At 44.2% G+C, this 25,731-nt stretch carries 18 protein-coding genes; 5 read left to right on the top strand and 13 right to left on the bottom strand.

Annotation, left to right across the window (positions count from 1 at the left end):
• Positions 1-6: 6 nt before the first annotated feature.
• Positions 7-1,257: a sensor domain-containing diguanylate cyclase gene (locus L4C44_RS13280; RefSeq protein ID WP_428805203.1), complete on the bottom strand. Its 1,251-nt coding sequence runs from the start codon at positions 1,255-1,257 to the stop codon at positions 7-9.
• A 302-nt stretch (positions 1,258-1,559) separates the two neighbouring features.
• Positions 1,560-2,444: a LysR family transcriptional regulator gene (locus L4C44_RS13275; protein WP_372384071.1), complete on the bottom strand. Its 885-nt coding sequence runs from the start codon at positions 2,442-2,444 to the stop codon at positions 1,560-1,562.
• A 225-nt stretch (positions 2,445-2,669) separates the two neighbouring features.
• Between L4C44_RS13275 and L4C44_RS13270 the strand changes: the two genes are divergently transcribed.
• Positions 2,670-3,341, top strand: coding sequence for a type 1 glutamine amidotransferase domain-containing protein (locus tag L4C44_RS13270; RefSeq protein ID WP_428805202.1), 672 nt, complete (start codon positions 2,670-2,672; stop codon positions 3,339-3,341).
• Between the two features lie 155 nt (positions 3,342-3,496).
• Here L4C44_RS13270 and L4C44_RS13265 read toward each other — a convergent pair whose 3' ends face one another.
• The 3 genes from L4C44_RS13265 to L4C44_RS13255 form a co-directional block, all read right to left on the bottom strand.
• Positions 3,497-4,732 carry a cysteine desulfurase-like protein gene (locus tag L4C44_RS13265; RefSeq protein ID WP_210473507.1) on the bottom strand — a complete coding sequence of 412 codons (1,236 nt, stop codon included), beginning with the start codon at positions 4,730-4,732 and terminating at the stop codon, positions 3,497-3,499.
• The gene (locus L4C44_RS13260) at positions 4,716-5,372 is read right to left on the bottom strand and encodes a 2OG-Fe dioxygenase family protein (protein WP_186728011.1); all 657 of its coding nucleotides are present in this window, start codon (positions 5,370-5,372) and stop codon (positions 4,716-4,718) included. The genes L4C44_RS13265 and L4C44_RS13260 overlap by 17 nt, the downstream gene beginning before the upstream one ends.
• Before the next feature lie 678 nt (positions 5,373-6,050).
• Positions 6,051-7,562 (bottom strand): KAP family P-loop NTPase fold protein, encoded by a 1,512-nt coding sequence (locus L4C44_RS13255; protein WP_428805201.1) that lies wholly within the window; start codon positions 7,560-7,562, stop codon positions 6,051-6,053.
• 389 nt (positions 7,563-7,951) lie between these two features.
• Between L4C44_RS13255 and trxB the strand changes: the two genes are divergently transcribed.
• The 4 genes from trxB to L4C44_RS13235 all read left to right on the top strand — a co-directional run bounded on the left by trxB (position 7,952) and on the right by L4C44_RS13235 (position 14,207).
• Positions 7,952-8,911 (top strand): thioredoxin-disulfide reductase, encoded by a 960-nt coding sequence (gene trxB / locus L4C44_RS13250; protein ID WP_428805200.1) that lies wholly within the window; start codon positions 7,952-7,954, stop codon positions 8,909-8,911.
• A 161-nt stretch (positions 8,912-9,072) separates the two neighbouring features.
• Positions 9,073-10,857, top strand: coding sequence for a heme ABC transporter permease/ATP-binding protein CydD (gene cydD / locus L4C44_RS13245; protein ID WP_428805199.1), 1,785 nt, complete (start codon positions 9,073-9,075; stop codon positions 10,855-10,857).
• Entirely contained in the window at positions 10,850-12,571 is a 1,722-nt protein-coding gene (gene cydC / locus L4C44_RS13240; RefSeq protein ID WP_428805198.1) for a heme ABC transporter ATP-binding protein/permease CydC, read from the top strand. The genes cydD and cydC overlap by 8 nt, the downstream gene beginning before the upstream one ends.
• A 226-nt stretch (positions 12,572-12,797) precedes the next feature.
• Positions 12,798-14,207 (top strand): hypothetical protein, encoded by a 1,410-nt coding sequence (locus tag L4C44_RS13235; RefSeq protein ID WP_428805197.1) that lies wholly within the window; start codon positions 12,798-12,800, stop codon positions 14,205-14,207.
• 132 nt (positions 14,208-14,339) lie between these two features.
• Here L4C44_RS13235 and L4C44_RS13230 read toward each other — a convergent pair whose 3' ends face one another.
• The 8 genes from L4C44_RS13230 to L4C44_RS13195 all read right to left on the bottom strand — a co-directional run bounded on the left by L4C44_RS13230 (position 14,340) and on the right by L4C44_RS13195 (position 25,364).
• The gene (locus L4C44_RS13230; RefSeq protein WP_428805196.1) at positions 14,340-16,223 is read right to left on the bottom strand and encodes a methyl-accepting chemotaxis protein; all 1,884 of its coding nucleotides are present in this window, start codon (positions 16,221-16,223) and stop codon (positions 14,340-14,342) included.
• Positions 16,224-16,519: 296 nt separating this feature from the next.
• Positions 16,520-18,091: a BCCT family transporter gene (locus L4C44_RS13225; RefSeq protein WP_048659559.1), complete on the bottom strand. Its 1,572-nt coding sequence runs from the start codon at positions 18,089-18,091 to the stop codon at positions 16,520-16,522.
• A 271-nt stretch (positions 18,092-18,362) separates the two neighbouring features.
• Complete coding sequence (locus L4C44_RS13220) at positions 18,363-19,961, bottom strand: BCCT family transporter (protein ID WP_428805195.1); 1,599 nt, start codon at positions 19,959-19,961, stop codon at positions 18,363-18,365.
• Positions 19,962-20,130: 169 nt separating this feature from the next.
• Entirely contained in the window at positions 20,131-20,769 is a 639-nt protein-coding gene (locus L4C44_RS13215; RefSeq protein WP_102480654.1) for a response regulator transcription factor, read from the bottom strand.
• Entirely contained in the window at positions 20,762-22,117 is a 1,356-nt protein-coding gene (locus L4C44_RS13210) for a cache domain-containing protein (protein ID WP_060982443.1), read from the bottom strand. Before L4C44_RS13210 ends, L4C44_RS13215 begins: the two co-directional genes overlap by 8 nt.
• A 104-nt stretch (positions 22,118-22,221) precedes the next feature.
• A complete protein-coding gene (locus L4C44_RS13205; protein WP_123309824.1) occupies positions 22,222-23,505 on the bottom strand; it encodes a TRAP transporter large permease in 1,284 nt (427 codons plus the stop codon).
• A gap of 9 nt (positions 23,506-23,514) precedes the next feature.
• The gene (locus tag L4C44_RS13200) at positions 23,515-24,060 is read right to left on the bottom strand and encodes a TRAP transporter small permease subunit (RefSeq protein WP_017060958.1); all 546 of its coding nucleotides are present in this window, start codon (positions 24,058-24,060) and stop codon (positions 23,515-23,517) included.
• A 209-nt stretch (positions 24,061-24,269) separates the two neighbouring features.
• Entirely contained in the window at positions 24,270-25,364 is a 1,095-nt protein-coding gene (locus L4C44_RS13195; protein WP_123295016.1) for a TRAP transporter substrate-binding protein, read from the bottom strand.
• Positions 25,365-25,731: the final 367 nt, after the last annotated feature.

Here is a 25,731-nt window from a genome sequence, read left to right as displayed (position 1 = left end):
CAAAGACTAGAGCGCGACCACATCTCCATCGACACAGTTCTTGCCGTTGGCTTTCGCGCGATAGAGAGATTGATCGGTTAAGTTCACGAGTGCGTCAATAGTGACACCGTCTTCACAGGCTCGGCTATCACTTATTCCTATACTGACACTCACATTAAATCGAACCTTCTCATCGATTTTGAACTCGGCTTGATTGAACTCTTGACGAATTTGTTCTGAAACATCGCGCGCAGTTTCAAGAGAGGCATGTGGGATAAATATAATGAATTCTTCCCCCCCCCAACGGCCCGCCACTCCTCCGACTTTCTCGGCATTGCGCTTGGTGATGTTAGCCAAAGCACAAATCACCTCATCGCCCACCATGTGACCGAAAGTATCATTAATCGACTTAAAATCATCGATATCCAACAGCATACAAACGAGGTAATTTTCAGAGATAATATGCTCTCTTAGCCATTCGTAAATCGCCCTACGATTGAGCAGATCCGTCATTTCATCGTAGTTCGCTTGGTGAACCAACTGCTTTTCCAACATCACCTTTTGCGTCACATCTTCAAGCACAACCTGAACCGCGGGCTGACCTTTCCACATAATGGCATTGTCGTAAATATTGAAGAATCGATGAACACCGTCGAAACCAATGTTTTCGACCACCGTGCTGGTCCCCGACAACTCCCCCGACACAATCGCGTGATAATGTTTACTGATACCGTCTGTATTCTGCTGTGGCACCAATCCGAGGATCGAATCCAGCGCTAATACTTGCTCTATGGAAGTGCCACCTTGTAATTTGACCCACGATTGATTGACCATCAGAGGTTTGAAATCTCGATGAACCAAAATACCCTGTCCTGATTGCATAATCATATCTTGATACATCTTGTCTTGTTCACGCACTGCATTTTGTAGCTGAATAGCTGGGGAAAGATCGATAACCGTGACTTGAAGTGCCGGTCTTCCCTGCCACTCCGTTACATGGTCGATAGAAAACACGGTGAACTCTCTACCATTGCGATCAACATTGGTATAAGTGTGGACCTGAGGGTCGCGTTGACCACTGACGGTTTCAAGATAATTTTGGTAAGCGAGAACGTGAAACTCTTCAGGTATGAGATCGAGAAAGCTATCTATATTGGAAAGTAGTTCTTCTGGTGATTGATATCCATAAATACGAGCATAATTAGCATCAACACTAACTACATTCATATCTTGAATAGTTATTACACCGTACGTGGATTCGAAATTTATTGAAGACATTGCCAACTCCGTACTCTAGCTACACTTCATCACTGGAGCATAAGAACACATCCTGCCAACGCTTCCACATAATCTATTACGCGCTAGGGACATTAATATAATATCTAGTATATCGTACTGTTGGTGGCTTCTCTACAATTCAATCGCTAACACGAGTCACCAAAAGTAGACAAGCATCTCAATCTGATTACGCGCGTCAAAAAACAAAAAAAGATAACGTATATCTATGTAAGCATTACCTTTTCTGCTTTCGGCTTAAATCTAAGTTGCTTAGCTAGTATTCACCGCCTAAAACTTGTTCGCTATTCATTCCAATCCGAAAAATAGGAGATTAAGAAGTCGATCGCCAGTCGTGCTCTCTGGGGTAAAAAACGGCGGTTTTGATATACGACCCAACTGCTGGTTCCTGCTCCCCAATATTCTTCAAGTACTGGGACAAGCTTTCCATTAGTCAGACCGCCATTGAAACTGCTTTTGGGAAGGTAGACAACACCAAGCCCCTCTTCACACGCTTTCAGTACTGCGCTCGAATTGTTGCTGCGCCAGCGCCCATGAACTCGTACTGCATTTAACGGTTTTCCCTCTTTCTCGAATAACCATTGGTCACTGTTAGCGATAATACAGCTGTGCATTTTTAGCTGTTCTGGATGAGTTGGCGTACCAAATTGCTCTATATAGTCTTTACTGGCTGCAGCCGCCATTGGGCGATCGACAAGCTTTCTTGCCACCAGCCCAGAGTCATCCAACCGACCGTAACGAATCGCGAAGTCGATACCGTCTTCAATAAAGTTCACCATCTTGGTGTTGAAGTTCATTTCAATGGTCAGATCGGGATGATCTTTGGCAAACGTCATCAGCGCTGCCGCGACATGGTTTTCTGCAAATGCACCTGCAGCACTGACACGCAAAGTACCGCTAAGCTGAGCTTGCTGAGACGTAACTTGCTCATTCGCTTGTTGCAACCCAATCACTAGGTCTTTGCACTGTTGATAATAAGTGTGGCCAGACTCAGTCAGGCTAACCAACCTTGTTGAACGCGCAAGCAGAGCCACTCCCACTCTCTCTTCCAACCTTGAAACCTGCCGACTCACATGACTGGTACTGCAACCTAACTGCTTGGCGGCTGCTGAAAAACCGTGACACTCAGCAACCGCAACAAATTCATTAATCCCTTCAAAGCTATCCATACTTAATCTACTCGTATTTTATCTTTGCTATATAGCAACAATGTTTTGCCTATTTTGCATATTATCACTTAATTGGTTTGGAACTAGTATTAGATACAACAAGACGGCGATAGCTAAATAACAACACGATACCTAGCACTAAGCGTCAGCGCTTAACGAAAAGTGTCAGCACTTAACGAAAAGCGTCAGCACCTAAATAAAAACAGCAGCTCAAAGGGATAAATCATGAAAAAAATACTAATTCCAGTAACTAACCACGCAACACTTGGCGATACAGACCAAGCTAACGGTACTTACGCTCCAGAACTTACCCACGCTCTTAAAGAGATCATGGCTGCTGGATTCGAATACGATATCGCTTCTATCAATGGTGGCAAAGCCCCACTCTACGGAACGGATATTGAGGGAGATACGATTAATGCTGATATCTTGGCGGATGATGATTTCCAAAACCGCATCAACAACACGATTCCAGTAAGCCAAATTAATGCAGAAAGCTACGACGCTATCTTCTACCCAGGTGGTTTTGGTCTACTTTCAGACTTAGCAACCAATGAACAGTTCGCTAGCATCGCAGCAAAGCATTATGAAGATGGTGGTATTGTCGCGGCAGTATGTCACGGCCCTGCAGCCCTACTTCCTATCGTACTGAGCAACGGCGAGAAGCTACTAAGCTCTAAATCGGTGACTGGCTTTACACGTGAAGAAGAGATCGACTTTGGTACCATCAATGACATCCCATTCCTACTAGAAGAATCGCTTGCTCGTGGCGCAGCACGTTTCAACAAGGTTCAACCTTGGCAAGAGCTTGTGATTGTTGATGAGCGAGTGATTACCGGTCAGAACCCAACCAGTGCTCACGCAGTGGGTGTAGCGATTGTTGAGCAGCTTTCTTAGTCGAATTACTGTCTTGATTACGTCACTGGCGCTAACTAAATAATCGCGGTGAAACCAAAAAGAGCATACTTCCAACTCAATATTCATGAGAGAAATATGCTCTTTTCTAATTCTGTCGCTATTAAGTGCTAGTGACTTTTTGCTAATTACTTCTGCTAATGGCTTCGCAAGATCCCTTCAAGCACATTGAACAGCAAGTCGATCTCTTCAATCGAGTTGTAATGCATACAACCAATACGCACTACACCCTGCTCTTCAATACCCAACTGCTTCACTAAACCTAATGCGTAGAAGTGTCCGTTCCACACACAGATATTATGCTCACCCAACTTCTTAGCGATGAACTCTGGCGAGTGGTTATCAAAGGTGATGGCAAACGTTGGCGTTCTTAGGTTCGAATCAAACTCCGTTTTACCATAGAGTTTTGCCCCTTCAAGATCGGCCAAGCGCTTTAGGAAGTACTCGCTCAACTGGCTTTCATGCTTGTTATAAAGCGCGTAGCTTTGTTCCAAACGAGAACGCAGTGAATCTGTTGGTTCACCAAACTGCGCTAAATAATCCACCGCCGCAATCACACCTGCAAGACCTTCGAAGCTTTGTGTTCCAGTTTCAAATCGGCCTGGGCCAATGTTAGTTGCAGGCTCAACCTTGTATGGCTTTAACGTATGCAGCCATTGAGGTGCAATGTAAGCAATGCCTACATGCGGGCCGAAGAACTTATAAGCTGAACACGCTAAGAAATCACAATTGAGTTTTTGAACATCGATCAAGTGATGAGGAGCGTAGTGAACCGCATCGACATAAACCTGCGCACCGTGCTGATGTGCAAGCTCAATAACTTTCGCCATATCAACAATCGAGCCTGTGGTATTCGAAGCAAAGGTCACAGCAACCAGCTTGGTCTTCTCATTTAACAGAGACTCAAAGTGTGCCATGTCTAGGCTGCAATCCGACTCGTCTACACGAACTTGGCGGACAATCGCGCCTTTGTCGTCTGCTGCTTGTTGCCAGCTCGATACATTCGAGTAGTGGTCTAGTGCAGTAACAATCACTTCGTCGCCAACTTGCCAATCGCGGCTAATCGCTCGGCTCAATTGGAAGGTCAGCGATGTCATGTTCGCGCCGAACACAACGTTGCCAGAAGACTCCGCATTAAGCAGTGCTTGCGCCGCTTCTCGCGCTTGCTGCATTAAGCTTGTCGTCTTTTGGCTAGAAAAGTAATGACCGCCTAGGTTTGAATTAAAGTGCCCTAAGTATTCTGTCATGGATGCTAAAACATTTTCAGGAACCTGAGAGCCACCCGGCCCATCAAAAAAGGTCACCGGCTTACCGTTATGGTACTGGCCTAGCGCGCTAAACTGCTGGCGCACATCATTAAGAGTGAAGGACATTGCGCGCATCCTTAGCCGTTAGAACAAACACATCCATGTAGCCCATTTCATCGTGGTCTATGGTACGAATCGGTTGTGCGTTGTGCCAAAGCTTGCTGTCGGCCAGCATTGCGACTTCACCGTCTTCCAGCACTTTTCTAAAGAACGGTGCTTCATGTGAGTCTTGGTACAGCATGATTTCGCCACCCACAATGTTATGACGGTTAACGCCAATTAAAGCGATGTGGTCGAAGCCATCTTGGTGAACACCTTCTGGTGCAACCTGCGTCTCTTCAAAAATGGCAGCGATACGGATTTGGTGGATTTCGATTTCTTGTCCGTCTTCAAGCCCATTGGTTTCAATAAACAGTTCACACATCTCTTGCATGCCTTCGCTGCTTAGAATTGGTGCTTCAATTGGCTCGAATTGGCGAACAACGTCACCTTGAAAGTGATTAATGTCTTCAGACTGAACAAAGTTATGTTTGTCTAGCTCTACGACTTGTCCATTACTGAATTGAACCACCGAGTACCTTCTCAATCGAAACTGACCATCCGCGTGCTCTGTACTTGGAAGCTTAGAGAATGACGGTGACAACTCCTCAATTGCGTGGTTACTGAGGTGGGTAATATGTAGGGTATTTTCGTGAGCATGTAACATCATCGACTCCTTAATGATTGTTAATTAACTTTCGATATTTAACGTTTTGTTTACATAAAGGATACTTGAAGATCTTGCCAAATCAACATTAAACAATCATTTATCCCGTCAGATTTAATAATTCAGACACTAAATCTAACTTGAAATTCAAAAGCAGTGTATAACACCAGAATAAAAGATGACCAACTCTTAAAACTAGCACACTCCACTAGCTAGTTATAAATACCTACAAATTTAAATTTAACGATATTATTAACTGGCAAGTGATGTTTCATATTGTATCAGCCCTTTCGCTTCAATACGCCAGCCTCCTTGCATTAACTCAGGCACCACGGTTGCCATCATTCATTTCTATGATTTGCACATCGAAATACGACCTACCTATCAATTGCCAAGCTATTGATTATTTACACAACAAACTGAAATTGGTTAATTTATGAGTACGCCAGAATCCACACGCCTTTGCTTGCGCGTCTGGAACAGGTCGAGTTCGGGGGGAACTCGGCCGCCCTAAATGGCTCATTTCTTTTAGTCTAGAAGATGTTTGAAGTGAGTGTTACGGGAGAATTTACTTAGTGGTTTCTGACAAGAGAGAGCATGAAGTTACATCCACTATGGAAATGGATGTAACTTCGAGGAGGGTGGGAGCAAAGACTAACTCAATTAGAAGACGTATTACTATTCGATATTAGCTGCCAATCCAATAATGTTTTTATAGTCTTCCCACAACCAATAAGATTTAGAATTTGCCTTATGTTCTTGTGCTTGCTCTAATGCTCGTTCTAAGAGCTTGAATTTCATCCAACTTGGTTGGCGATATTGTTCAGGATCATTGGAAAAGAACTTCAACATAAGCTGATCTTGTCCAAACTGTGTACGTCCATGACTTTTAAACTCTACTCTAGAATAGCATTCGCTAACAGTTGATAACTGCAACTTCATCAGAGCTACCATGTTGACGTCACTATGAAATAAAACTCTTCCCCACTCGCTATCTATGCTCGAATATCTATTGGTTCGGCTTTCAAAATGTTCAGAACCAATGTGGTGTTCAACAATACCAAACAATAAAACGGCAATATTAATGCAAGAAAGGCTTTTGGGCTTATATTTGACAATATAATCCAAACTACTCATGAATTTCTTAAGTATTTGCTCCACATCTCTCAGTTCGATACTGCTCAAATCTAAGATCCGAGAAGTTAGCAAATTATTTTCATCTGTCTCACTACCAAAAGGAAAAATACTTACCCCTTTCTCTTCATAAATTGTGAGATCTAATGCCTTAGCTGATACATATTCAAAAATCGAAGGTTTCTTTAAAGTTATACGTTGATTAAAGAAACGTCTTAAATACCGTTCTGACTCGAACTCAGCGCCATAAACTGCTTTTATTGACGACTCTAACGATTTCGTATCTGTCGCAATAAGAAAAGCGCATCCTTCGACATTAAAAAAGTGCTTAATGATTTCTAACATCTTTATCGCATAATCAGGTCTACATCTATCTAACTCGTCCAGTAGCACAACTATCGGCGCTTCTAAATCATATAAGTCAGACATGATACCGCTGATTGTTTTGATTTGATGTCGAATGCTTTCCATTGAATCTTTCAAATCGTTTTGCTGTGAAACCAACTTGGCTAGGAGCGACTGGTTTGTACTATCTACGCCTTTCATACTGGCCACTTTCGGTCCAGCCACACCTATAACTTGCTCGAACAATTTTATATGTGTGAAATCAGTCTGTTCACCCGTAAATTGACTATAACTTTGTCCGGCGGCTTGCATCATTTCACTCAATTTATTGAAATTGAGCATCAACCCATTTAGATGTTCGATGCAAGCTTGATAATTTTTAAATCTCTTATCTGCTTTACAGTTCTTAAACATAAAACCAAGTTGATTTAATAGCTCTGTACAAATAACGGTCAATGGATCTTTTAAAAAGTCACTTTCCCAAGCATCTATGTAAACAACTGGATGTGATTGCTCTGCAAGTTCCACATATAACCGCCGTAAGAACTCTGTTTTACCAGTTCCCCATGAACCGTTAAGGTTAAGAACAAACCCATCCTTCTCCGAGGTCAATACCGACAATAAAAATTTTCCGTACTCTTCTCTGTCTGTTATACAAGTTGACCAATTGTATTTATCTTTCCACTCGTCATAACGACTAGCATGATTCACTTTTCTCATAAGCCCAAAAGTATAAAGAATGTTTTCTAGATCTTACACGTAACACAATCATGTTAACGCGTAACATCTCACAGTATGATATGCCAAAACTATATAACACCATGTTTTATAAATAAAAACGAACTCAACGAGAAGTAAGTTTGATTAATGGAATGAGACCTCATCTAGTAAACTGAACGCAACCATTTCCTTCACTCAAAAACCCAAAGTCTTTGCGTTTTTTCACTGTTCTTCCAGCCACGAAAACGTTTGTCTCGATTAAGTTCTAAACTATAACGATTAATTACACTTCAGCCCTTGTTTACACTTTTATTGCCTCCATATTTTCCATACAATCCTAAGCGATTATAAATAAAAACAATTTCAATTTCGGAGTCCTCATGAGCGACGTAAAGCACTGTAATTTATTGATTCTTGGTTCTGGCCCTGCTGGCTATACAGCTGCAGTTTACGCTGCTCGTGCAAACCTAAACCCAGTTCTGGTTACTGGTATGCAGCAAGGTGGTCAGCTTACAACCACAACAGAAGTGGAAAACTGGCCGGGTGATGCTGAAGGTTTAACGGGTCCAGCACTGATGGATCGCATGAAAGAGCACGCAGAGCGCTTTGAAACAGAGATCCTGTTCGACCACATTAACGAAGTCGACCTATCAAACCGCCCTTTCCGTCTTAAAGGCGATTCAGGCGAGTACACGTGTGATGCGTTGATCATCTCAACAGGTGCATCGGCTAAGTACTTAGGTTTAGAGTCTGAAGAAACATTCAAAGGCCGCGGCGTTTCTGCTTGTGCAACGTGTGACGGTTTCTTCTACCGCAACCAAAAAGTAGCGGTTGTGGGTGGTGGTAACACAGCAGTTGAAGAAGCACTTTATCTATCTAACATCGCGTCTGAAGTTCACCTAATTCACCGCCGTGACACGTTCCGCGCTGAAAAGATCCTAGTGAAGCGTTTAATGGACAAAGTAGAGAACGGCAACATTGTTCTTCACACTGACCGCACGCTAGACGAAGTTCTAGGTGACGATATGGGCGTAACGGGCGTTCGTATTAAAGATACTCAGTCTGACAAGACAGAAGATATCGACGTAATGGGCGCGTTCATCGCTATCGGTCACCAACCGAACACTGAAATCTTCAAAGGCCAAGTTGATATGAAAGATGACTACATCATTGTTCAGTCTGGTCTTGAAGGTAACGCGACACAAACAAGCATCCCTGGCGTATTCGCTGCGGGTGATGTAATGGACCACAACTACCGCCAAGCAATCACTTCTGCTGGTACAGGTTGTATGGCTGCACTGGATGCTGAACGCTTCCTAGATGGCCTTAACGATAAGTAAATCTGAGATTGCAGATTTGATTATCGGTGCTCTCGCCTCAGTAGATGCAGGGCGTCATCACATTTTGTTGTAAATCCCTAGAGCCCAGTGGTATATCCACTGGGCTTTCTTTTGTATACTAGCCGCCCTCAACAAATAATAATTATCATTAAGCCTTCATAATGGATAAGAAAAAACAACGCAGCTTGAACAAGTGGCTTAAGCAACAGAGTAAGTTAGCGAAACGCTGGCTTATGATTGCGATTAGCCTTGGCGTACTTTCAAGCGTGTTTTTAATTGCTCAAGCAGCTCTTCTCGCCTCTATTCTTCACCAACTGATCATCGAGAATGTCGATAAATCTGAACTGGTTGGTCATTTCGCAGGCTTGGCATTATCGGTCGTTGGCCGTGCGGGCTGTACATGGGGACGTGAAATCGCAGGTTATCGCTGTGGTGAACAGATCCGTGTCTACATCAGGCAACTCATCCTTGATAAGTTACGCGAGTTAGGCCCTGCTTACATTAAAGGTAAACCTGCCGGTACGTGGGCAACGCTGTTGTTAGAACAAGTAGAAGACATGCAAGATTTCTTCTCTCGTTATTTACCTCAGATGTCTCTATCGGTAATGATTCCGTTCATTATTTTGGTCGTAGTATTCCCTGTAAACTGGGCAGCAGGACTGATCTTCTTGATTACTGCTCCACTGGTGCCGATGTTCATGGCATTGGTTGGTATGAAAGCAGCCGATGCAAACCGTAAAAACTTCAAAGCGCTTCAGCGTCTTTCAGGTCACTTTTACGACCGTTTGCAATCCATGACAACGATTCGTCTTTTCGACCGTACGAACGCTGAAACAGAAGTATTGAAAGGTGCATCTGAAGTGTTCAGAACGCGTACCATGGATGTATTGAAGATCGCTTTCTTGTCTTCTGCTGTGCTTGAATTCTTCACGTCTATCTCTATTGCGATGACGGCAGTTTACTTTGGTTTCACCTACATTGGTGAGCTGAACTTCGGTCACTACGGTGCAGGCATTACGCTATTCGCTGGTTTGTTTATCCTTATCTTAGCGCCAGAGTTTTACCAGCCTCTGCGTGACTTAGGTACGTTCTACCACGCGAAGCAACAAGCGGTTGGCGCGGCTGAGAGTATTGTCGAGTTTCTAGAAACCGACATCACTAAGGTTAAATCAGGCGACACTCAACTAGATCCAGCTCAAGGCATCAATATTGAAGCTCAAGATCTCAAAGTGTTAAGCCCTGAAGGTGTTCAATTGGTTGGCCCTATCTCGTTTGCACTGAACACTCGCCAGTCAACTGCGTTAGTTGGCCCAAGTGGTGCGGGTAAAACAAGTTTGATCAATGCGATTCTTGGTTTCATGCCTTATGAAGGAAGCTTGAAAATCAATGGTGTTGAATTACGTGACCTCGACTTAGCCTCTTGGCGTAAAACGATTAGTTGGGTTGGTCAAAACCCATTGTTGTTGCACGGCAGCATTCGTGACAACGTCACCCTAGGTAAACATGATATCACTGACCAAGTTGTCCAAAACGCGCTTGAGCAATCATTTGCTAACGAATTCGTAAACGAGCATGGTTTAGATTACATGATTTCTGATCGCTCAGGTGGCCTGTCTGTTGGTCAATCTCAACGTTTGGCACTCGCTCGCGCAATGATTCAAGACGGCCAATTCTGGTTGCTCGATGAACCCACTGCCAGCCTAGATACTCGCAGTGAGCAGCTCGTGATGAAAGGCATTAATAGCAATATCGAAAGCCGCACAGCCCTGCTTGTGACGCACCAACTTGCTCCTCTTCAATCGGTCGATAACATTCTGGTTATGCGCGATGGTGGTCTTGTGGAACAAGGTCATTACTCTCAGCTTTCAACTGCGGGTGGTTTATTCGAAGAGATGCTAAACGCGAACTTAGCTCAACAAGATAATAAGGGTAATTTAGATGCGTGATTTACTGCCTTACCTGAAACTCTATAAAAAGCATTGGTTTGGCCTATCGCTAGGCATGCTATTGGCTTTTGCTACTCTATCGGCTTCTATCGGCTTGTTAACGCTATCAGGCTGGTTTATTTCAGCTTCTGCGGTTGCTGGCCTTACGATTGCGCGTGAAACCTTCAACTACATGCTACCGGGTGGTGGTGTGCGTGGTTTGGCGATGAGCCGTACTGCGGGTCGCTGGGGTGAACGTGTTGTTAGCCACAATGCAACATTCAAACTGTTAACTGATCTGCGTATCTTCTTCTTCAAGAAGCTGGCTCCGCTGATCCCAGGTCGTATTTCAAACCTTCGTGACGCTGACCTACTTAACCGCTTGGTTGCTGATGTCGACGCAATGGACCACGTTTACTTGCGCTTAGTAAGCCCTGTGACGGTTGGTGTATTGGGTATCTTCTTCCTGACGCTGTTCTTGATGTGGTTTGATACCTCGCTAGGCCTGATCTTAGGTTCTATCCTTCTGATCATGCTGTTAATTTGGCCTGTCTTGTTCTACAAGCTGGGTAAACGTAACGGTGGCGAGCTTACACAAAACAAAGCAGACCTTCGTGTAACGACACTAGATTGGATTGAAGGCTATAGCGAACTGACTCTGTTTGGTGCGGAAGAGCGTTACCGTAATGCGATTCTAGAAACCCAACACAAGCTAATGGCGAACCAGTTTGTAAACGCTAACCTAACCGGTATGGCTTCAGCTGCGCTAATGCTGTTCAACGGTTTAACGCTGGTTCTAATGCTTTGGCTTGCGGCTGATGGCGTGGGTGGCAATGCACCAGACCCGTTCATCGCGCTAATGGCGTTCGCAACTATGGCAAGTTTTGAATTGTTAATGCCAATCGCAGGCGCATTCCAGCATTTAGGTCAAACTCTGTCTTCAGCGCGTCGCTTGAATGAAGTCATTCTGTCAGAGCCTGAAGTTCAGTTCGCGGACGAGAAGCTCGACATCAACAAGCCGCTTGATATTACGTTCTCAAACGTGACGTTCAACTACCCTGACTCTGAGCGCAGCGTTCTGAACGCTGTTGACCTAACGATTCCGGCAACCAACAAAGTAGCGATTGTCGGTCAAACGGGTTCAGGTAAGTCGACACTGATTCAGCTGCTAACTCGCTACTGGGATCCTAAGAAAGGCTATATCTCTATCGCGGGCATTGAACTAACACAATGGAACGAGTCACAACTGCGTGAATTGATCAGTGTGGTAAGTCAGCGTGTCGACATTCTAAATGGTACTTTGCGTGACAACTTGTTGATTGCAAGACCAGAAGCAACCGATGATCACTTAGCGAATATCTTAAAAGACGTTGGCCTAGAAAAGCTGCTTGAGAATAACGCGCTTGATAGTTGGTTAGGTGACGGTGGTCGTCAACTGTCTGGTGGTGAGAAGCGCCGTATTGGTATCGCACGTGCGATTCTTCATGATGCCCCTATTCTGCTTCTCGATGAGCCAACAGAAGGCTTAGATAAGCAAACTGAACAGAGCATCATGGCACTGTTTGAGAAGCATTTTGAAGGCAAGACGGTTATCTTCATTACGCACCGTTTGATTGGTCTGGAATCGATGGATTCGATTGTTCTGATTGAACAAGGCGAGATTGTTGAACACGGCTCCCATGAGAAGCTGTTAAACGAAGAAGGACGTTACTTCCAACTTCGCCAGGCAATCTAGCTCCTTCATAAGTTATAAAAAAAACCATTCAAAGCCCGAGTCCATGCTCGGGCTTTTTTATTGTCTGTGATTCGAGTATCGAGCAGCTGCCGAATGATAACCCTAATAAATAACATCCCAACCATTTGTAAGTACAATCAATACACAACTTACAATAGCTTACCAAGAGCAAACGCCATTTCTTGTAACATACAGGCTTTATAGCTTGCAGATAACGTGGTCTCCTATGGTACACAAACTCACTATTCCAACTCTTGTTTTTACAGCGATGCTTACCGCTTGTGGCGGAAGCAACGACGGTAATAACACCAACGCATCAAAGAATGTCATCGACGCATCAAGCGCTAGCTCAGTGGTTAACTTAGGAAGTCATTACTCACTGCAATTCAGCGTAAAGTCGATTGCTACGGGTACAAACAAAAACGTGAACATTGATATTACTCAGTATGGTAATACACAAAAAGCGAGCGGCAATTTCGCGCAAGTTCACGGTATTCCTGAGCGCAATTACAAAACCCAAAACGATGCTGATATTACCTTTTCAGTAACGGCAACAAACTCTGCAGGAAAAACGTTTAGCATTGAAAACTTCGATATTTACTACGAAAACTTTAACTCAACAACGACACCTGAAATGCTTGCTATCGCAGAGGTCGAAAACAACATAAACAACGTCATTCGATGGAAAAAAGCGGATACAGTGACTATCAATAAGCAGTTCATTATTGATAACAGTGGCATCAAATTTAATATCGACCAAATGAGACCTATGAACCTTTATGTTCGTGTCGGTAACACTTTAAGTAATGGCATTCAATTTGTACCGTACTTCGCTCAAAGTAATTCTGAGGTGTTCGCTCGTGTACCAACTAACGACTGTTCTGTGATCTCAAATACAACGGGTGATCTACTCGCCAATGGCATCAAGCAACGAACCTGCGTAGCAGCCCACGGTTATAAGATCCCATTGTTAATTGAAGATAAATCTATAAATAATGGTGAAGCAAAAGTCGCTCATGTTAAGAACATCATGCAGTACTACCTAGATAGCTTCCCAGCAGAAGTAACTAAGGCTATTTACGACAGTAAAGCTACCATGGGATTCTTTTACGATGATGAGTGGTCTGACAGAGATGGAGGTGACTTCTTAGATGAAAATTACCGTTTCCAAGATCTGTTTGCGACAGAAACAACTGACACATCGACTGGCGAAAACAAGCCTGACTTAGTGACTCAAAGAGACGCTTCGTTCGAAGAGATTATTCACTTTGTTCACGATTACGGTGTGATGAACTTAGCGGTACAATCATCTTCATCGAAATGGGGAATAATGCAAAAAGAACTCGATGAGCTCAATGAAAAAGCGATTCTTGCAGGCTCTTACTTTCCTAACGGTAAAGACTCAACGATTGTCGAAGCTGATTTAGACGCTGAGTCATACGACCAAGAGTACCTAGCCTACTCTCTTTATGCCTACTACGACCTGAACTATAAGGGTTACAGCGCCCAAGAATTAAGTTCTGCAACTTTCACAGAGCTACAAGCTAATGACCCTGCGATGGTTACATTTATGGAGCAGTACTTCCCTACTCGTGCGGCCCTTAAAGCTAAGTTCCCAGGTTACCCGAACAACTAGCTGGGGTTCATAACTCTGACTAGCACGCACAAAAAAGCCGAATGTGGTATTCACATTCGGCTTTTAAATAACGTTCTCGCGGATTAACTTAGTACGTTTTAGGGACCAAATTAATCACTGTTCGCTAAGCGCTTACAGCTTGAAGCGGCTGATTTCGCTTTCTAGCTCGTGAGACAGTTCAGAAAGCTGCGCAGCTTGCTCTGCAGCTTGGTGTGCTTCGTCCGCTAGCTCGTTAGATACGTCACGGATTCCCTCAGTGTTACGAGTGATCTCAGACGTTACAGACGCTTGCTCTTCTGCAGCTGAAGCAATCTGTGTCGCCATGTCGCTGATGCGTTCAACAGCAGCATGGATTTGCGTCAGGCTTGCAGCCGCTGAGTTCGCGTCATCAACACTTGTTTCAGCAAGTGTACGGCTATCGTTCATGATGTTAACCGCTTTGCCTGTTGTACCTTGTAGCAACTCAATCGTTTGTTGAATTTCTTGCGTTGAACCGTGTGTACGTTGGCTCAGAACACGAACTTCATCCGCTACTACCGCGAAACCACGACCTTGCTCACCGGCACGCGCTGCTTCAATAGCGGCGTTAAGTGCAAGTAGGTTCGTTTGTTCAGCGATACCTTGAATGTTAGACAGGATAGCGTTGATGCTGTTGCCGTGCTCTTCAAGCTCTAGAATCACGTTGGTTGCGATTTGAACTTCTTGAGCAAGGTTTTGGATAGAGCTTTGAGTCTGTGTCACTTGACCAGTACCGTGCTCACACGCGCCAACCGCTTCAGATGAGTTCTGTGCAGTATGGTCTGCGTTACCCGCGATCTCTTGTGTTGCTGCAGCCATTTCGTTAACGGCTGTTGCTACCATGTTGATCTCGTCTTGTTGCATTTGGATACGAGCACTACGTTCTTCAGCTTGAGAAGCCGTTTGACGTGCTTGGTTGCCTAGCGCAGCAGATACTTCGCTTAGTTTGATCACCATGGTGTGCATATTGCCCACAAAACGGTTGAAGTTTGCAGCAAGCTGACCAATTTCGTCGTCGCTCTTAGGCTCAAGACGTTGAGTAAGGTCGCCCTCACCTGAAGCAATTTCTTCAAGAGCAGCTGAAACACGGTTTAGGTCGCGGAATAGGAAGCTCACTAACCAAGACACAAGTACGATTACAATTAGCGTGATAATTACAGCAGTGATGATCAGCTGAGTAAGTAGCGTTGAGTGGTTCGCTTCTTCTGTTGCTTTGTCCATCTGAACCGCGAAGATCCAGTTAGTGTTAGGCACCTTCGTGAAGTAAAGCAGCTTCTCAGCACCGCGCTCTTTGATGATCTCGATGCTACCCGTACGCACTGCGTTCTCGATAATAGACATAGAGATGTCATTAGAAAGTTGACTTACCGGCTTCAAGCTTAGTGCTGAATCTGGGTGAGCTAGGAATGTGCCGTCAGAGGCATCAATTAGCATTGCGTAAGCATTGTCACCAACATCAAGGCTGATTACATCGTTAACCAGTTGGTCGATAAGTACGTCTGCACCAACAACGCCAACAAGCTTACCGTTGTGGCGAACAGGTTCAGCAATCGTTACTAGAAGCGCTTTAGTAATCGCATCTTGGTAAGCAGTGGTGATGATTTGCTTACCTGCAGCGTTTGCTTCTTGGTACCAAGGACGTTGACGAGGATCGTAATCTGCACGATTACGTTCAGGGTGTGAACGGTACATCCCACCTTCTGGAGTACCTAAAAAGATATCGTCAAAGCCACCCGCTACACGAGCTTGCTTGAGGAAAGGAACAACATCACTTTCTCGTGAAAACTCATTAAATGCTGATGCGATATCGGTACGGATATCAATCCAGTTCTTAATACCTTCAGATGCTGCTTCAGATACGCTTTCAGCTCGTAGGTATACGCCATTACGAGTCTGTTCAAATAATTGGTTTGCTGACAACCAAGTCAACGCTGTAGCCATAACGACAACAGCAGATAGGCTAGCACCTATCAACTTCTGCTTTAGTGTTAGTTTCATGTCAAAGTTTCACGAGTGGTGGGAAATCCCGCGCATACTACCCAATATCAGTATTAAATTCGAGCGATTTCACAATTTAATATCGGAATATAATTTTAAGCAAACCATAAGCTTACCTAATGTCAATTCCTTGGCTTGTCGCCAAATTTAAGGCGCTATTTACTATGTGATTATTAGAAATAATGTCAGATTTAGTACGGTAAAAAAACAAAAAGGCAGAAGAGTTTCCTCTTCTGCCTTCATATTATTTACCGCTCTACTGCGTATAAATTGCAGTAGATTTTAGCTTAGAAAGACTAGCGTTTTTCTGTACGCATACCCATTAGCAAGCTCACACACATCAGTAATAGAATGATGGTGAATGGCAATGCCGTCGAGATTGCACCCGCTTGTAGAGCTTGTACTGCTTCAGTACCACCAACCCACAATAGAGCCACAGCAATCGCACCTTCTAGGAACGCCCAGAACACACGTTGAGGCACTGGCGTATCAACTTTACCACCCGCGGTGATGCTATCGATTACTAGAGAGCCTGAGTCAGACGATGTAATGAAGAAGACTAAAACCAATACAACCGCAATGATTGAAAGCAGAGTACCAAATGGTAATACATCAAACATTTGGAACATCGCTAGCGATACATCGGTTAAACCTTCTTGACCAAGAATACCAATGTTATTAACGATTTGGTCAATCGCCATACCACCAAACACTGACATCCAAATGATAGTCACGGTAGTCGGTACAATCAGTACTGCTGTGATGAACTCACGAACCGTACGACCTTTAGAAACACGAGCGATAAACATACCTACGAATGGTGACCATGAGATCCACCAAGCCCAATAGAATACCGTCCAACCATGTAGCCAAGCTTCATCTTCACGGCCGTGAGGGTTACTCAGCGGAATGATGTTTTCGATGTATGCCATCAATGTTGTTGGGATTGACCCCAGCGTCACTGCATAACCGATTAGCGCAACTAAGATCAGCAGTAAGAAAGCTACTAGCATATTGATATTACTGATAACTTTAACGCCACCATCAATACCACGAAGTACGGAGACAACCGCTAATAAAGTCACCACTGTAATAACAATGACTTGCAGCCCTAAGCCCGCTTCAATACCGAATACATGCTGAATACCACTTGCCGCTTGTTGTGCACCTAGGCCAAGCGATGTCGCCAAACCGAATAGGGTTGCAAGAACTGCAAGAATATCAACAATGTGACCTGCCCAGCCCCAAGCTCTATCACCTAAGATTGGGTAAAAGATAGAACGAATTGAAAGAGGTAATCCCTTGTTGTAAGAGAAGAAAGCAAGTGACAATGCCACTACACCATAAATCGCCCAAGGGTGCAGTCCCCAGTGATACATGGTTGCACCTAGTGCTAGCTTAGCCGCTTCTGGTGTATTCGCTTCAACACCTAACGGCGTTTCATACCAACCTGTGTAGTAAGCAGCTGGCTCCGCCACACTCCAGAACATCAAACCGATACCCATACCTGCAGCGAACAGCATGGACAACCAAGACATGAATGAGTAATCAGCGGTTGCATCAACGCCACCTAGGCGGATTTTACCAAATGGAGAAACAATCAAGCCCAAGCAAAAAATAACGAAAATGTTACCGGACCAGATGAACAGCCAATCAAATGAATTGATAATTTGCCATTTAACACCATCTAGTGCTGCCTTTGCTGAAGCGGTATCTGTAAGTAGAACACCGATCAAGAACAAGGCGATAAGTCCCGCACTGATACCAAATACTGGGTTATGAACATCAAAACCCCATTTTTGGACGTTATCTTGACCAACAGTGTAATCCGTACTGTCGATACTGTATTTATCTATACCTTTAGTCATTATCCCTCTCTACGGAATACTAATAGGGTCTATTGACCTCGTATCCCTTACTTACCTGCGACTTAATTACAAACTCGAACATACAATCCAAGTAGTACAAGCTGTTGTCACAATAATTCAAATACTTGGATGTCTGAAGTTTAGCAGGTTAAGTTGTTGTTTTCAGTAAACCAGAATCGGTTCGATGAAATTACAAACAAAATCCACGCAATTACTCAAGTTTATGACGAAAAAAAGGTCGACCATGCCGACCTTTTTATCAAAAATACTTTCAACTCAAAGCATTTTGATGCTTAACCAATTGATTTTCAGTTCGTAAACCTAACAATAAGCTTAGGCACATAAGCAATAATATGAAGGCAAATGGTAGCGCCATTGATACCGTTCCAGCTTGTAATGCTTGAATAGATTCCGTACCACCAACCCACAATAGAACCGCTGCAATCGCACCGCCCATCAACGCCCAAAATACGCGTTGTGGAACAGGGGCATCGACTTTACCGCCAGAGGTAATACTATCGATAACCAATGAACCTGAATCAGACGAGGTGATAAAGAACACCATAATCAACCCAATCGATACCACTGAAAGCACAGAGCTCATTGGCAGTGCATCGTAAGTATGGAAAAGAGAAAGTGTAATATCTTGCAGACCATTCACACCAATCTCACCCACCTTGTTCGCCACTTGATCAATCGCGATACCACCAAAAATAGCCATCCAGATGATGATTACGGTCGTTGGGATGAACAATACAGCAACGATGAATTCACGAATCGTACGACCTTTAGAGATACGAGCGATGAACATGCCTACGAATGGAGACCAAGACATCCACCACGCCCAGTAGAATACCGTCCAACCCTGCATCCAAGTTTCATCATCACGACCATGAGGATTACTTAAAGGAATAAAGTTTTCGATATAGCCCATCAATGCCGTTGGAATGGCTTTAATACCCGCCATGCCACCAGCGATGGTTACGAAGATAAGCAAGCCCAAAGCAACCAACATGTTGACGTTACTCAGAACCTTTACGCCGCCGTTAATGCCGCGAACCACTGACATTGTTGCTAAGAATGTGACCACTGCGATAACAACCAGTTGCATGCCAATACCGCCATCGGTACCAAATACATGGTTAATACCACTTGTTGCTTGTTGAGCACCTAAACCCAATGAAGTTGCAAGACCAAACAGTGTTGCAAGCACAGCAACGATATCAACAATATGACCAAACCAACCCCAAGTTCTATCACCTAAGATAGGGTAGAAAATAGAGCGGATTGATAGAGGTAAACCTTTATTGAAGGTGAAGAAGGCAAGCGCCAAAGCAACAACAGCGTAAATCGCCCAACCGTGAAGACCCCAGTTGTAGATGGTCGCGCCGAGCGCTAACTTCGCCGCTTCAGGAGAGTAAGCTTCAACACCTAATGGCGTTTCATACCAGCCAGTGAAGTAAGCCACTGGTTCAGCAACACCCCAGAACATTAGGCCAATACCCATTCCCGCGGCGAATAACATCGACATCCAAGATAGGTTTGAGTGCTCTGCTTTGGCATCATTGCCACCAATACGTATCTTGCCATACGGGGAGACAATGAGGGCAAAACAGAAAATAACGAAGATGTTTGCTGCCCACATGAAGAAACCATCGAAGTTACCGATGACTTTCCATTTGATTCCATCAAGCGCCGCTTTTGCGGTTTCAGGGTCTGAGACTAGAAGTGCCAACAGGAAGATAATGATCGCCCCTGCGCTGATTCCAAATACTGGGTTATGAACATCAAAACCCCATTTCTGAACGTTATCTTGTCCTATTGTATAATCGGTATTTTCAATACTATACCTATCTTTTACAGGCTCCATGCTTCCTCTCTAATTTGCAGCGCACTGTTTGCAACATTGCATTCGGCGCTTAAATTTCGAAATGAAGAATATCAACCTGTCGCAAAAATACTAAAAAAACCTCCATAAAGGAGGCCTAAATTGCACATTTAGTAATTAAATTACACATTTAATGTAATTTAGCGTAAGATCAGTCCACAAGCCCGGAGCTGACTGCGTATTTAGCAAGCTCTGCTGTAGAGTGAATGTCCAGCTTATGCTTAATATTCTGTCTATGGGTTTCGACCGTTCGATAGCTGATATTCAGTGCCTTCGCGACCTCTTTACTGCTCTCCCCTTTTGCGACTAATTTCAGCACAGCCTCTTCACGTCTGCTCAATGGATTCTTCACAGATGGCGTCGGAGTAATCGGCTGAGTAAACAAATTCTGCGTTACTTTTTCACAGAAATAGGTTGAGCCTTGATTAACCGTTTTGATTGCCTGCACCATTTTTTCAGCCGAAATCTCTTTCAACATATAGCCGACCGCACCCGACTGCATCACCTTCATAATGTATTCACGGTTGTTATGCATGGTCAGCATCAACACCTTGGCTTCAGGGTCTTCTTCTTTAATCAGGTGGGTCGCATCAATACCATTCATGATGGGCATGCTGATATCCATCAACACCACATCAGGGCGCAGCGTTTTCACTGTCTCAACCGCTTCTAATCCATTACTGGCTGTGCCTATCACGCTAATATCAGGCTCGAGTTCTAATCTCGCCATAAAGCCATCCAGTACGACTTGGTGATCGTCAGCAATCACAACTCGAATAACTTCACTCATTCACTAATCCTTCTAGTGTCAGTAACACCGTAATTTCCGTTCCGAAACCAATCTCACTCATCAACTCAAAATCACCGCCAATGAACTCCACTCGCTCTCTCATGTTACGCAGCCCGATCCCTCGCTTTTCCATCGCTTTATAGGTATTGAAACCGACACCATTATCTTGGATAAGCAGTTGCAACACGTTACCAATTTGCTGGGCGATAACCGTTACTTTGGTCGCTTGTGCGTGTTTCTCTATGTTATTCAGGGACTCTTGTACCACTCGATACAAGGTCGTTGCGGCTTCTGATTTTAACTTACCCGGTTGAGTGCTAAATAAAGTTTCCACCTCAATGCCGGAGTGCGCCTGAAAATCTAATAACAACGAAGACAATGCCGCTTCTAAGCCTATGTCATCCAGTGAACTTGGGCGAAGTTGATGTGAAATGTGCCTCACCTCTTCAATCGCTCGCATCAGTGAGTGCTGTGACTTATTCAAATGTGCTTTAAGGTCTTCACTTTGTAACTTATTACCGAGTAGCTCTAAGTGGCAACGACTCGACACTAATAATTGATTAATACCATCATGTAACTCACGCGCTAAGTGCTTCTTTTCGTCCTCTTGAAACATCACCGTTTTATGTGCCAGTTCCTTCAAATTGTTATCGGCAATGCGATGTTCATGCATGTTGATGGCTAAGGTAAGCACGATAATAACGGCGACCGTCACGCTCAAAATCACCACAATCGAAAAGAACGTGGTTTCAATGTTCTTGTTTATTGCAGCCTGCATCGAAGCCACTTCTTGATGCACATCTTCGATATACAAACCGGTGCCAATCATCCAGTCCCAACGCTCTAGCCAAGCGGCGTAGCTCAACTTAGACACCACCTCACCCGTCGAAGGCTTTTGCCACAAATATTGGTGAAAACCACCTCCGGTTTGCGCCTCTCTTAACAGAGCTTCTATCAGAAAGTCACCATCCTCATCTTGCAGTTGCAGTAGGTTTTGACCTATCAACTCTGGCTGTATTGGATGAACCAAGTTGGTCCCGTGGCGATCATAGGCGAAGAAATACCCATCAGAGCCATATCTAAGTTTAGACAATATGGTTCGAACTTCTTTTTTGGCTTGAGCTTCTTGGATATTTGGATCGTTATAGATGTGTTCTATGGCATCGAACGCAAGGTCAACCGTGTCTTTGAGGGCGTTTTCGCGCGACTTGATTAGGCTATCTCTAAAGATCTCAACTTCTTTATCACCCAATGTCTTGGTTTGATGTAACGAGATCCAGCTGATACTCGCCGTTACGAGCAGCAACGGGAGCAGCGTCAGCAAAATCAGCTTGGCTTTTAGAGGCATTCCTTTCCCTCACAAAAAACGGCTTACTGAACATCAATAAGCCGTTTTACTTTATCAATTTATAGATAGTCGTTGAAACATATCATTCACATTCTAGGCTTCACTCACATTCCATAGAAAGAAGGGAAAGCGAGAAGTGATCCAAGTACGAGGATTTGAATCAGAATGAACGGCATCACGCCACGATAGATGTCCTTGGTCGTCACGCCTTTTGGTGCTACCCCTTTTAAATAGAACAGACTAAAACCAAATGGCGGCGTTAAGAAAGAGGTTTGTAGGTTCATCGCGATAAGGATAGCGAACCATGTCATGTTGATGCCCATCAGTTCAGCAACTGGCGCAATGATCGGCACGATGATGAAACAGATCTCTACGAAGTCGATAAAGAAACCCAAAATCAAAATCACCAACATAGTAATGATCAGGAAGCCCCATTTCTCACCTGGCAGTTGTAGCATCCACTCTTCAACCAGATAGTCACCACCCGTGTAGGTAAACGCCATTGAGAATGCCGTCGCACCCAACAAGATAGCGAATACCATCGCCGTGACTTTCACCGTCTCTTTAGACGCGTCATACACCATCGACCAACTGAATTGACCGTATAGCAAAGCAAGTACCATCGCACCTGCACCACCGAGAGCAGCAGACTCTGTAGGCGTAGCAACACCCGCAAAGATTGAACCCAGTACCACTATGATTAACGCGAGAGGTGGAAGAATCGCTTTAAGTGCATCTAACACTTCTTGCTTACGGCTGATTGAATCATCTCGCTCAATCGGTTGAGCCGCTTCAGGGTGGAGCTTGGCGTATATCAAGATATAAAGGATGTACGCGCCAACTAACATCACGCCCGGCCAAATTGCGGCTTGGAACAAGTCACCAACAGGCACGCCAAGAACATCGCCTAATAGAATCAAAACGATAGATGGCGGGATGATTTGCCCTAACGTACCAGACGCACAAATAGTGCCGCAGGCTAAGCCTTTATCGTAATTGTATTTGAGCATTACCGGCAATGAGATAAGTCCCATTGCAACAACAGAAGCACCAACGACGCCAGTAGAAGCCGCAAGCAGTGAACCTACTAGTACGGTTGAAATCGCGATACCACCACGAACACCACCAAACAATCGCCCCATAGACTCAAGCAACTGCTCAGCAAGCTTGGTCTTTTGCAGAACAAGCCCCATGAAAACAAACAATGGAACGGCCATCAGCACCGTGTTTTCCATGATTGATTGAATTCGATATGGCATGAAGGCAAACATTTCGATGCCCTCAGCCCAAACACCAAAGATTAACGCGATACCACCAAAGGTAAACGCTACTGGGAAGCCAAGTAAAAGTGCAAACAAGGCTACGAAAAACATTACTATTCCAATCATGTTCAGCCTCTACTTGTTCTTTGTATGAATATTGTTTGCATGGATAAGGTGCGGATTAAAAATCTTGTTCAGTGAATGCAGGATCAAACCTACGCCACTGAGTGCCATTAAGAAGAATGACAACGGGATCATGGCTTTGATGATCCAGCGATACGGCAGGCCACCCGGATCGCCTGAGGTTTCACCAAGTTCATAGCTCTCTTTGGCCACATCAATACCAAACCAAGCTACAAGCAAACAAAACGGCAGTAGGAAGATAAGCGTACCTAACAGATCAATAATGGCTTGCGCTTTAAAGCTCAACTGCTCATAGAAGACGTCGACTCGAACATGACCACCCGCTTTGATGGCATATGGCACACCTAATAGGAAAACGGCAGAGAACAGATGCCATTCCATCTCTTGGAAGGCGATAGAGACATCGTTGAATGCATATCTCATGACAACGTCATACACGACGTTGGCGATCAGTAAAATAAACAACATACTGGAAAGCCATCCCAGTGCATCACCGATACGATTAAACAGGCGTTCAATATAAATTAGACTTCGCATTCCCGACTCCATGGAATTTGAAAAGACATCGCGCAGTACAGCTAACCCAACTAAAAACGATTCAGTTTATAGCTAGCAATAGGCACGACGTAGAAAGGGTTCTTGGGCATTTAATTATTATGTTTAAAATGAACCCTCGGCTTATTCGCTCTTAAATACTCAATAAGAAAAGCGTCGGGTTCATTTAAATTCAGTTCAACAAGGGGCGATTATTTCGCTTGGCTATTTAGGTAAGCTCTATGTGAAATATCCGTCCATGAGCGCACTTGCTCTAGGTAACTTGCTTGTGAAGCTTGGATCTCTTTCGCCAATTCATCTTTCTCAGCATGTGCAGCAAGTAGGCGATCGTTCGCTTCTTTCAGTGCAGACATAACCGCTGGCGGGAAGTCTTTCACTTGTACATCTGGGTACTCAGTCTTCATTGAAACCCAGTTCTTACCACTTTCGTGCGTAGCTTGTGTGTACATGTCGTAAGCCGCGGTACGCATTGCAACACGTAAGATTTCTTGTAGATCTTCAGGCAGCTTGTTCCAAGTGCGCTTGTTCACTAGGAATTGAAGCTCTGAGCCCGGCTCATGCCAACCTGTGTAGTAGTACGGCGCGATTTTGTGGAAACCCATACGCAGATCAAGTGATGGACCTACCCACTCTAGTGCATCAATCGTGCGACGCTCTAGAGACGTGTAAAGTTCACCTGGGGCAATATTCGTCGGTTTAGCACCTAGCTCAGCAAGAATCTCGCCGGCAAAGCCTGGGATTCGCATTTTCAGACCTTGTAGATCTTCAACGCTGTTGATCTCTTTTTGAAACCAACCACCCATCTGAATATCTGTGTTACCACCTGGGAACGACATCAAGTTGTGTGGAGAGTAAACTTGCTCCATCAACTCCATACCACCACCGTGATAGAACCACGCGTATTGTTCTGCTGGCGTCATACCGAAAGGCATAGAAGTGAAGTAAAGAGTGTTTGGAACTTTACCTTTCCAGTAGTAAGAGCCTGAGTGACCCATGTCGTATTGACCAGACTTGACCATGTCAAAAACGCCAAGAGGGGCTTTGTGTTTGTTTGCTGAATCGATTCTGATTTGAAGTCGACCATTCGACATCTTCTCAGCCATCGCTGCCATGTTCTTAGTTGCATCACCGAAAACTGGGAAGTTTGGTCCCCACGTTTCTGCAAGCTTTAAACGGTAAACCTTATCAGCGGCTGTAGCACCAGTAGCGACCAAAGCTAAACAAGCCGCAGCGGTTACTGCAACGTTTTTAAAAACTCGTGTGAGGGAGTTAGAAATGAGACTCATGTTCACGTCCTTTGTTGGGTTAACACTCTTTCTATGAGCATTTTTTATGATTCAACATAAGAGTGCACCGTGATGAGGTAACAAGATATCAGGGAGAGCACGCACGACAGGCGTACACAAACTGCGTATTAGACCAAAGGATTACGTAGAACTACGTAGGAGATGATTGAGTGATGTCGATTTTAAAGGAATCACCTTATTCACTAGAGGAATGTTTGTTGATAAATACCTAAGTATTAATAATTAAATACCGTTAACAATTGATTGCCATTTCGTGATGAGGCTCTATTCTCACCACACTTCAAATACGCACCTAAATGCATTCAATCCGAGAAAATCATAATTTCAGAGAATCAGAAAACCTACT

The organism is Vibrio satsumensis (genome assembly GCF_050337435.1).
Classification (GTDB): domain Bacteria; phylum Pseudomonadota; class Gammaproteobacteria; order Enterobacterales; family Vibrionaceae; genus Vibrio; species Vibrio satsumensis.
Note: the sequence above shows the minus strand (reverse complement) of the source record. Positions and strands in the feature narration are given on the sequence as shown.

Coding starts and splice junctions, on each gene's coding strand:
- L4C44_RS13280 (WP_428805203.1), bottom strand. CDS start 1,257: ATGTCTTCAATAAATTTCGAATCCACGTACGGTGTAATAACTATTCAA.
- L4C44_RS13275 (WP_372384071.1), bottom strand. CDS start 2,444: ATGGATAGCTTTGAAGGGATTAATGAATTTGTTGCGGTTGCTGAGTGT.
- L4C44_RS13270 (WP_428805202.1), top strand. CDS start 2,670: ATGAAAAAAATACTAATTCCAGTAACTAACCACGCAACACTTGGCGAT.
- L4C44_RS13265 (WP_210473507.1), bottom strand. CDS start 4,732: ATGTCCTTCACTCTTAATGATGTGCGCCAGCAGTTTAGCGCGCTAGGC.
- L4C44_RS13260 (WP_186728011.1), bottom strand. CDS start 5,372: ATGTTACATGCTCACGAAAATACCCTACATATTACCCACCTCAGTAAC.
- trxB (WP_428805200.1), top strand. CDS start 7,952: ATGAGCGACGTAAAGCACTGTAATTTATTGATTCTTGGTTCTGGCCCT.
- cydD (WP_428805199.1), top strand. CDS start 9,073: ATGGATAAGAAAAAACAACGCAGCTTGAACAAGTGGCTTAAGCAACAG.
- cydC (WP_428805198.1), top strand. CDS start 10,850: ATGCGTGATTTACTGCCTTACCTGAAACTCTATAAAAAGCATTGGTTT.
- L4C44_RS13235 (WP_428805197.1), top strand. CDS start 12,798: ATGGTACACAAACTCACTATTCCAACTCTTGTTTTTACAGCGATGCTT.
- L4C44_RS13230 (WP_428805196.1), bottom strand. CDS start 16,223: ATGAAACTAACACTAAAGCAGAAGTTGATAGGTGCTAGCCTATCTGCT.
- L4C44_RS13225 (WP_048659559.1), bottom strand. CDS start 18,091: ATGACTAAAGGTATAGATAAATACAGTATCGACAGTACGGATTACACT.
- L4C44_RS13220 (WP_428805195.1), bottom strand. CDS start 19,961: ATGGAGCCTGTAAAAGATAGGTATAGTATTGAAAATACCGATTATACA.
- L4C44_RS13215 (WP_102480654.1), bottom strand. CDS start 20,769: ATGAGTGAAGTTATTCGAGTTGTGATTGCTGACGATCACCAAGTCGTA.
- L4C44_RS13210 (WP_060982443.1), bottom strand. CDS start 22,117: ATGCCTCTAAAAGCCAAGCTGATTTTGCTGACGCTGCTCCCGTTGCTG.
- L4C44_RS13205 (WP_123309824.1), bottom strand. CDS start 23,505: ATGATTGGAATAGTAATGTTTTTCGTAGCCTTGTTTGCACTTTTACTT.
- L4C44_RS13200 (WP_017060958.1), bottom strand. CDS start 24,060: ATGCGAAGTCTAATTTATATTGAACGCCTGTTTAATCGTATCGGTGAT.
- L4C44_RS13195 (WP_123295016.1), bottom strand. CDS start 25,364: ATGAGTCTCATTTCTAACTCCCTCACACGAGTTTTTAAAAACGTTGCA.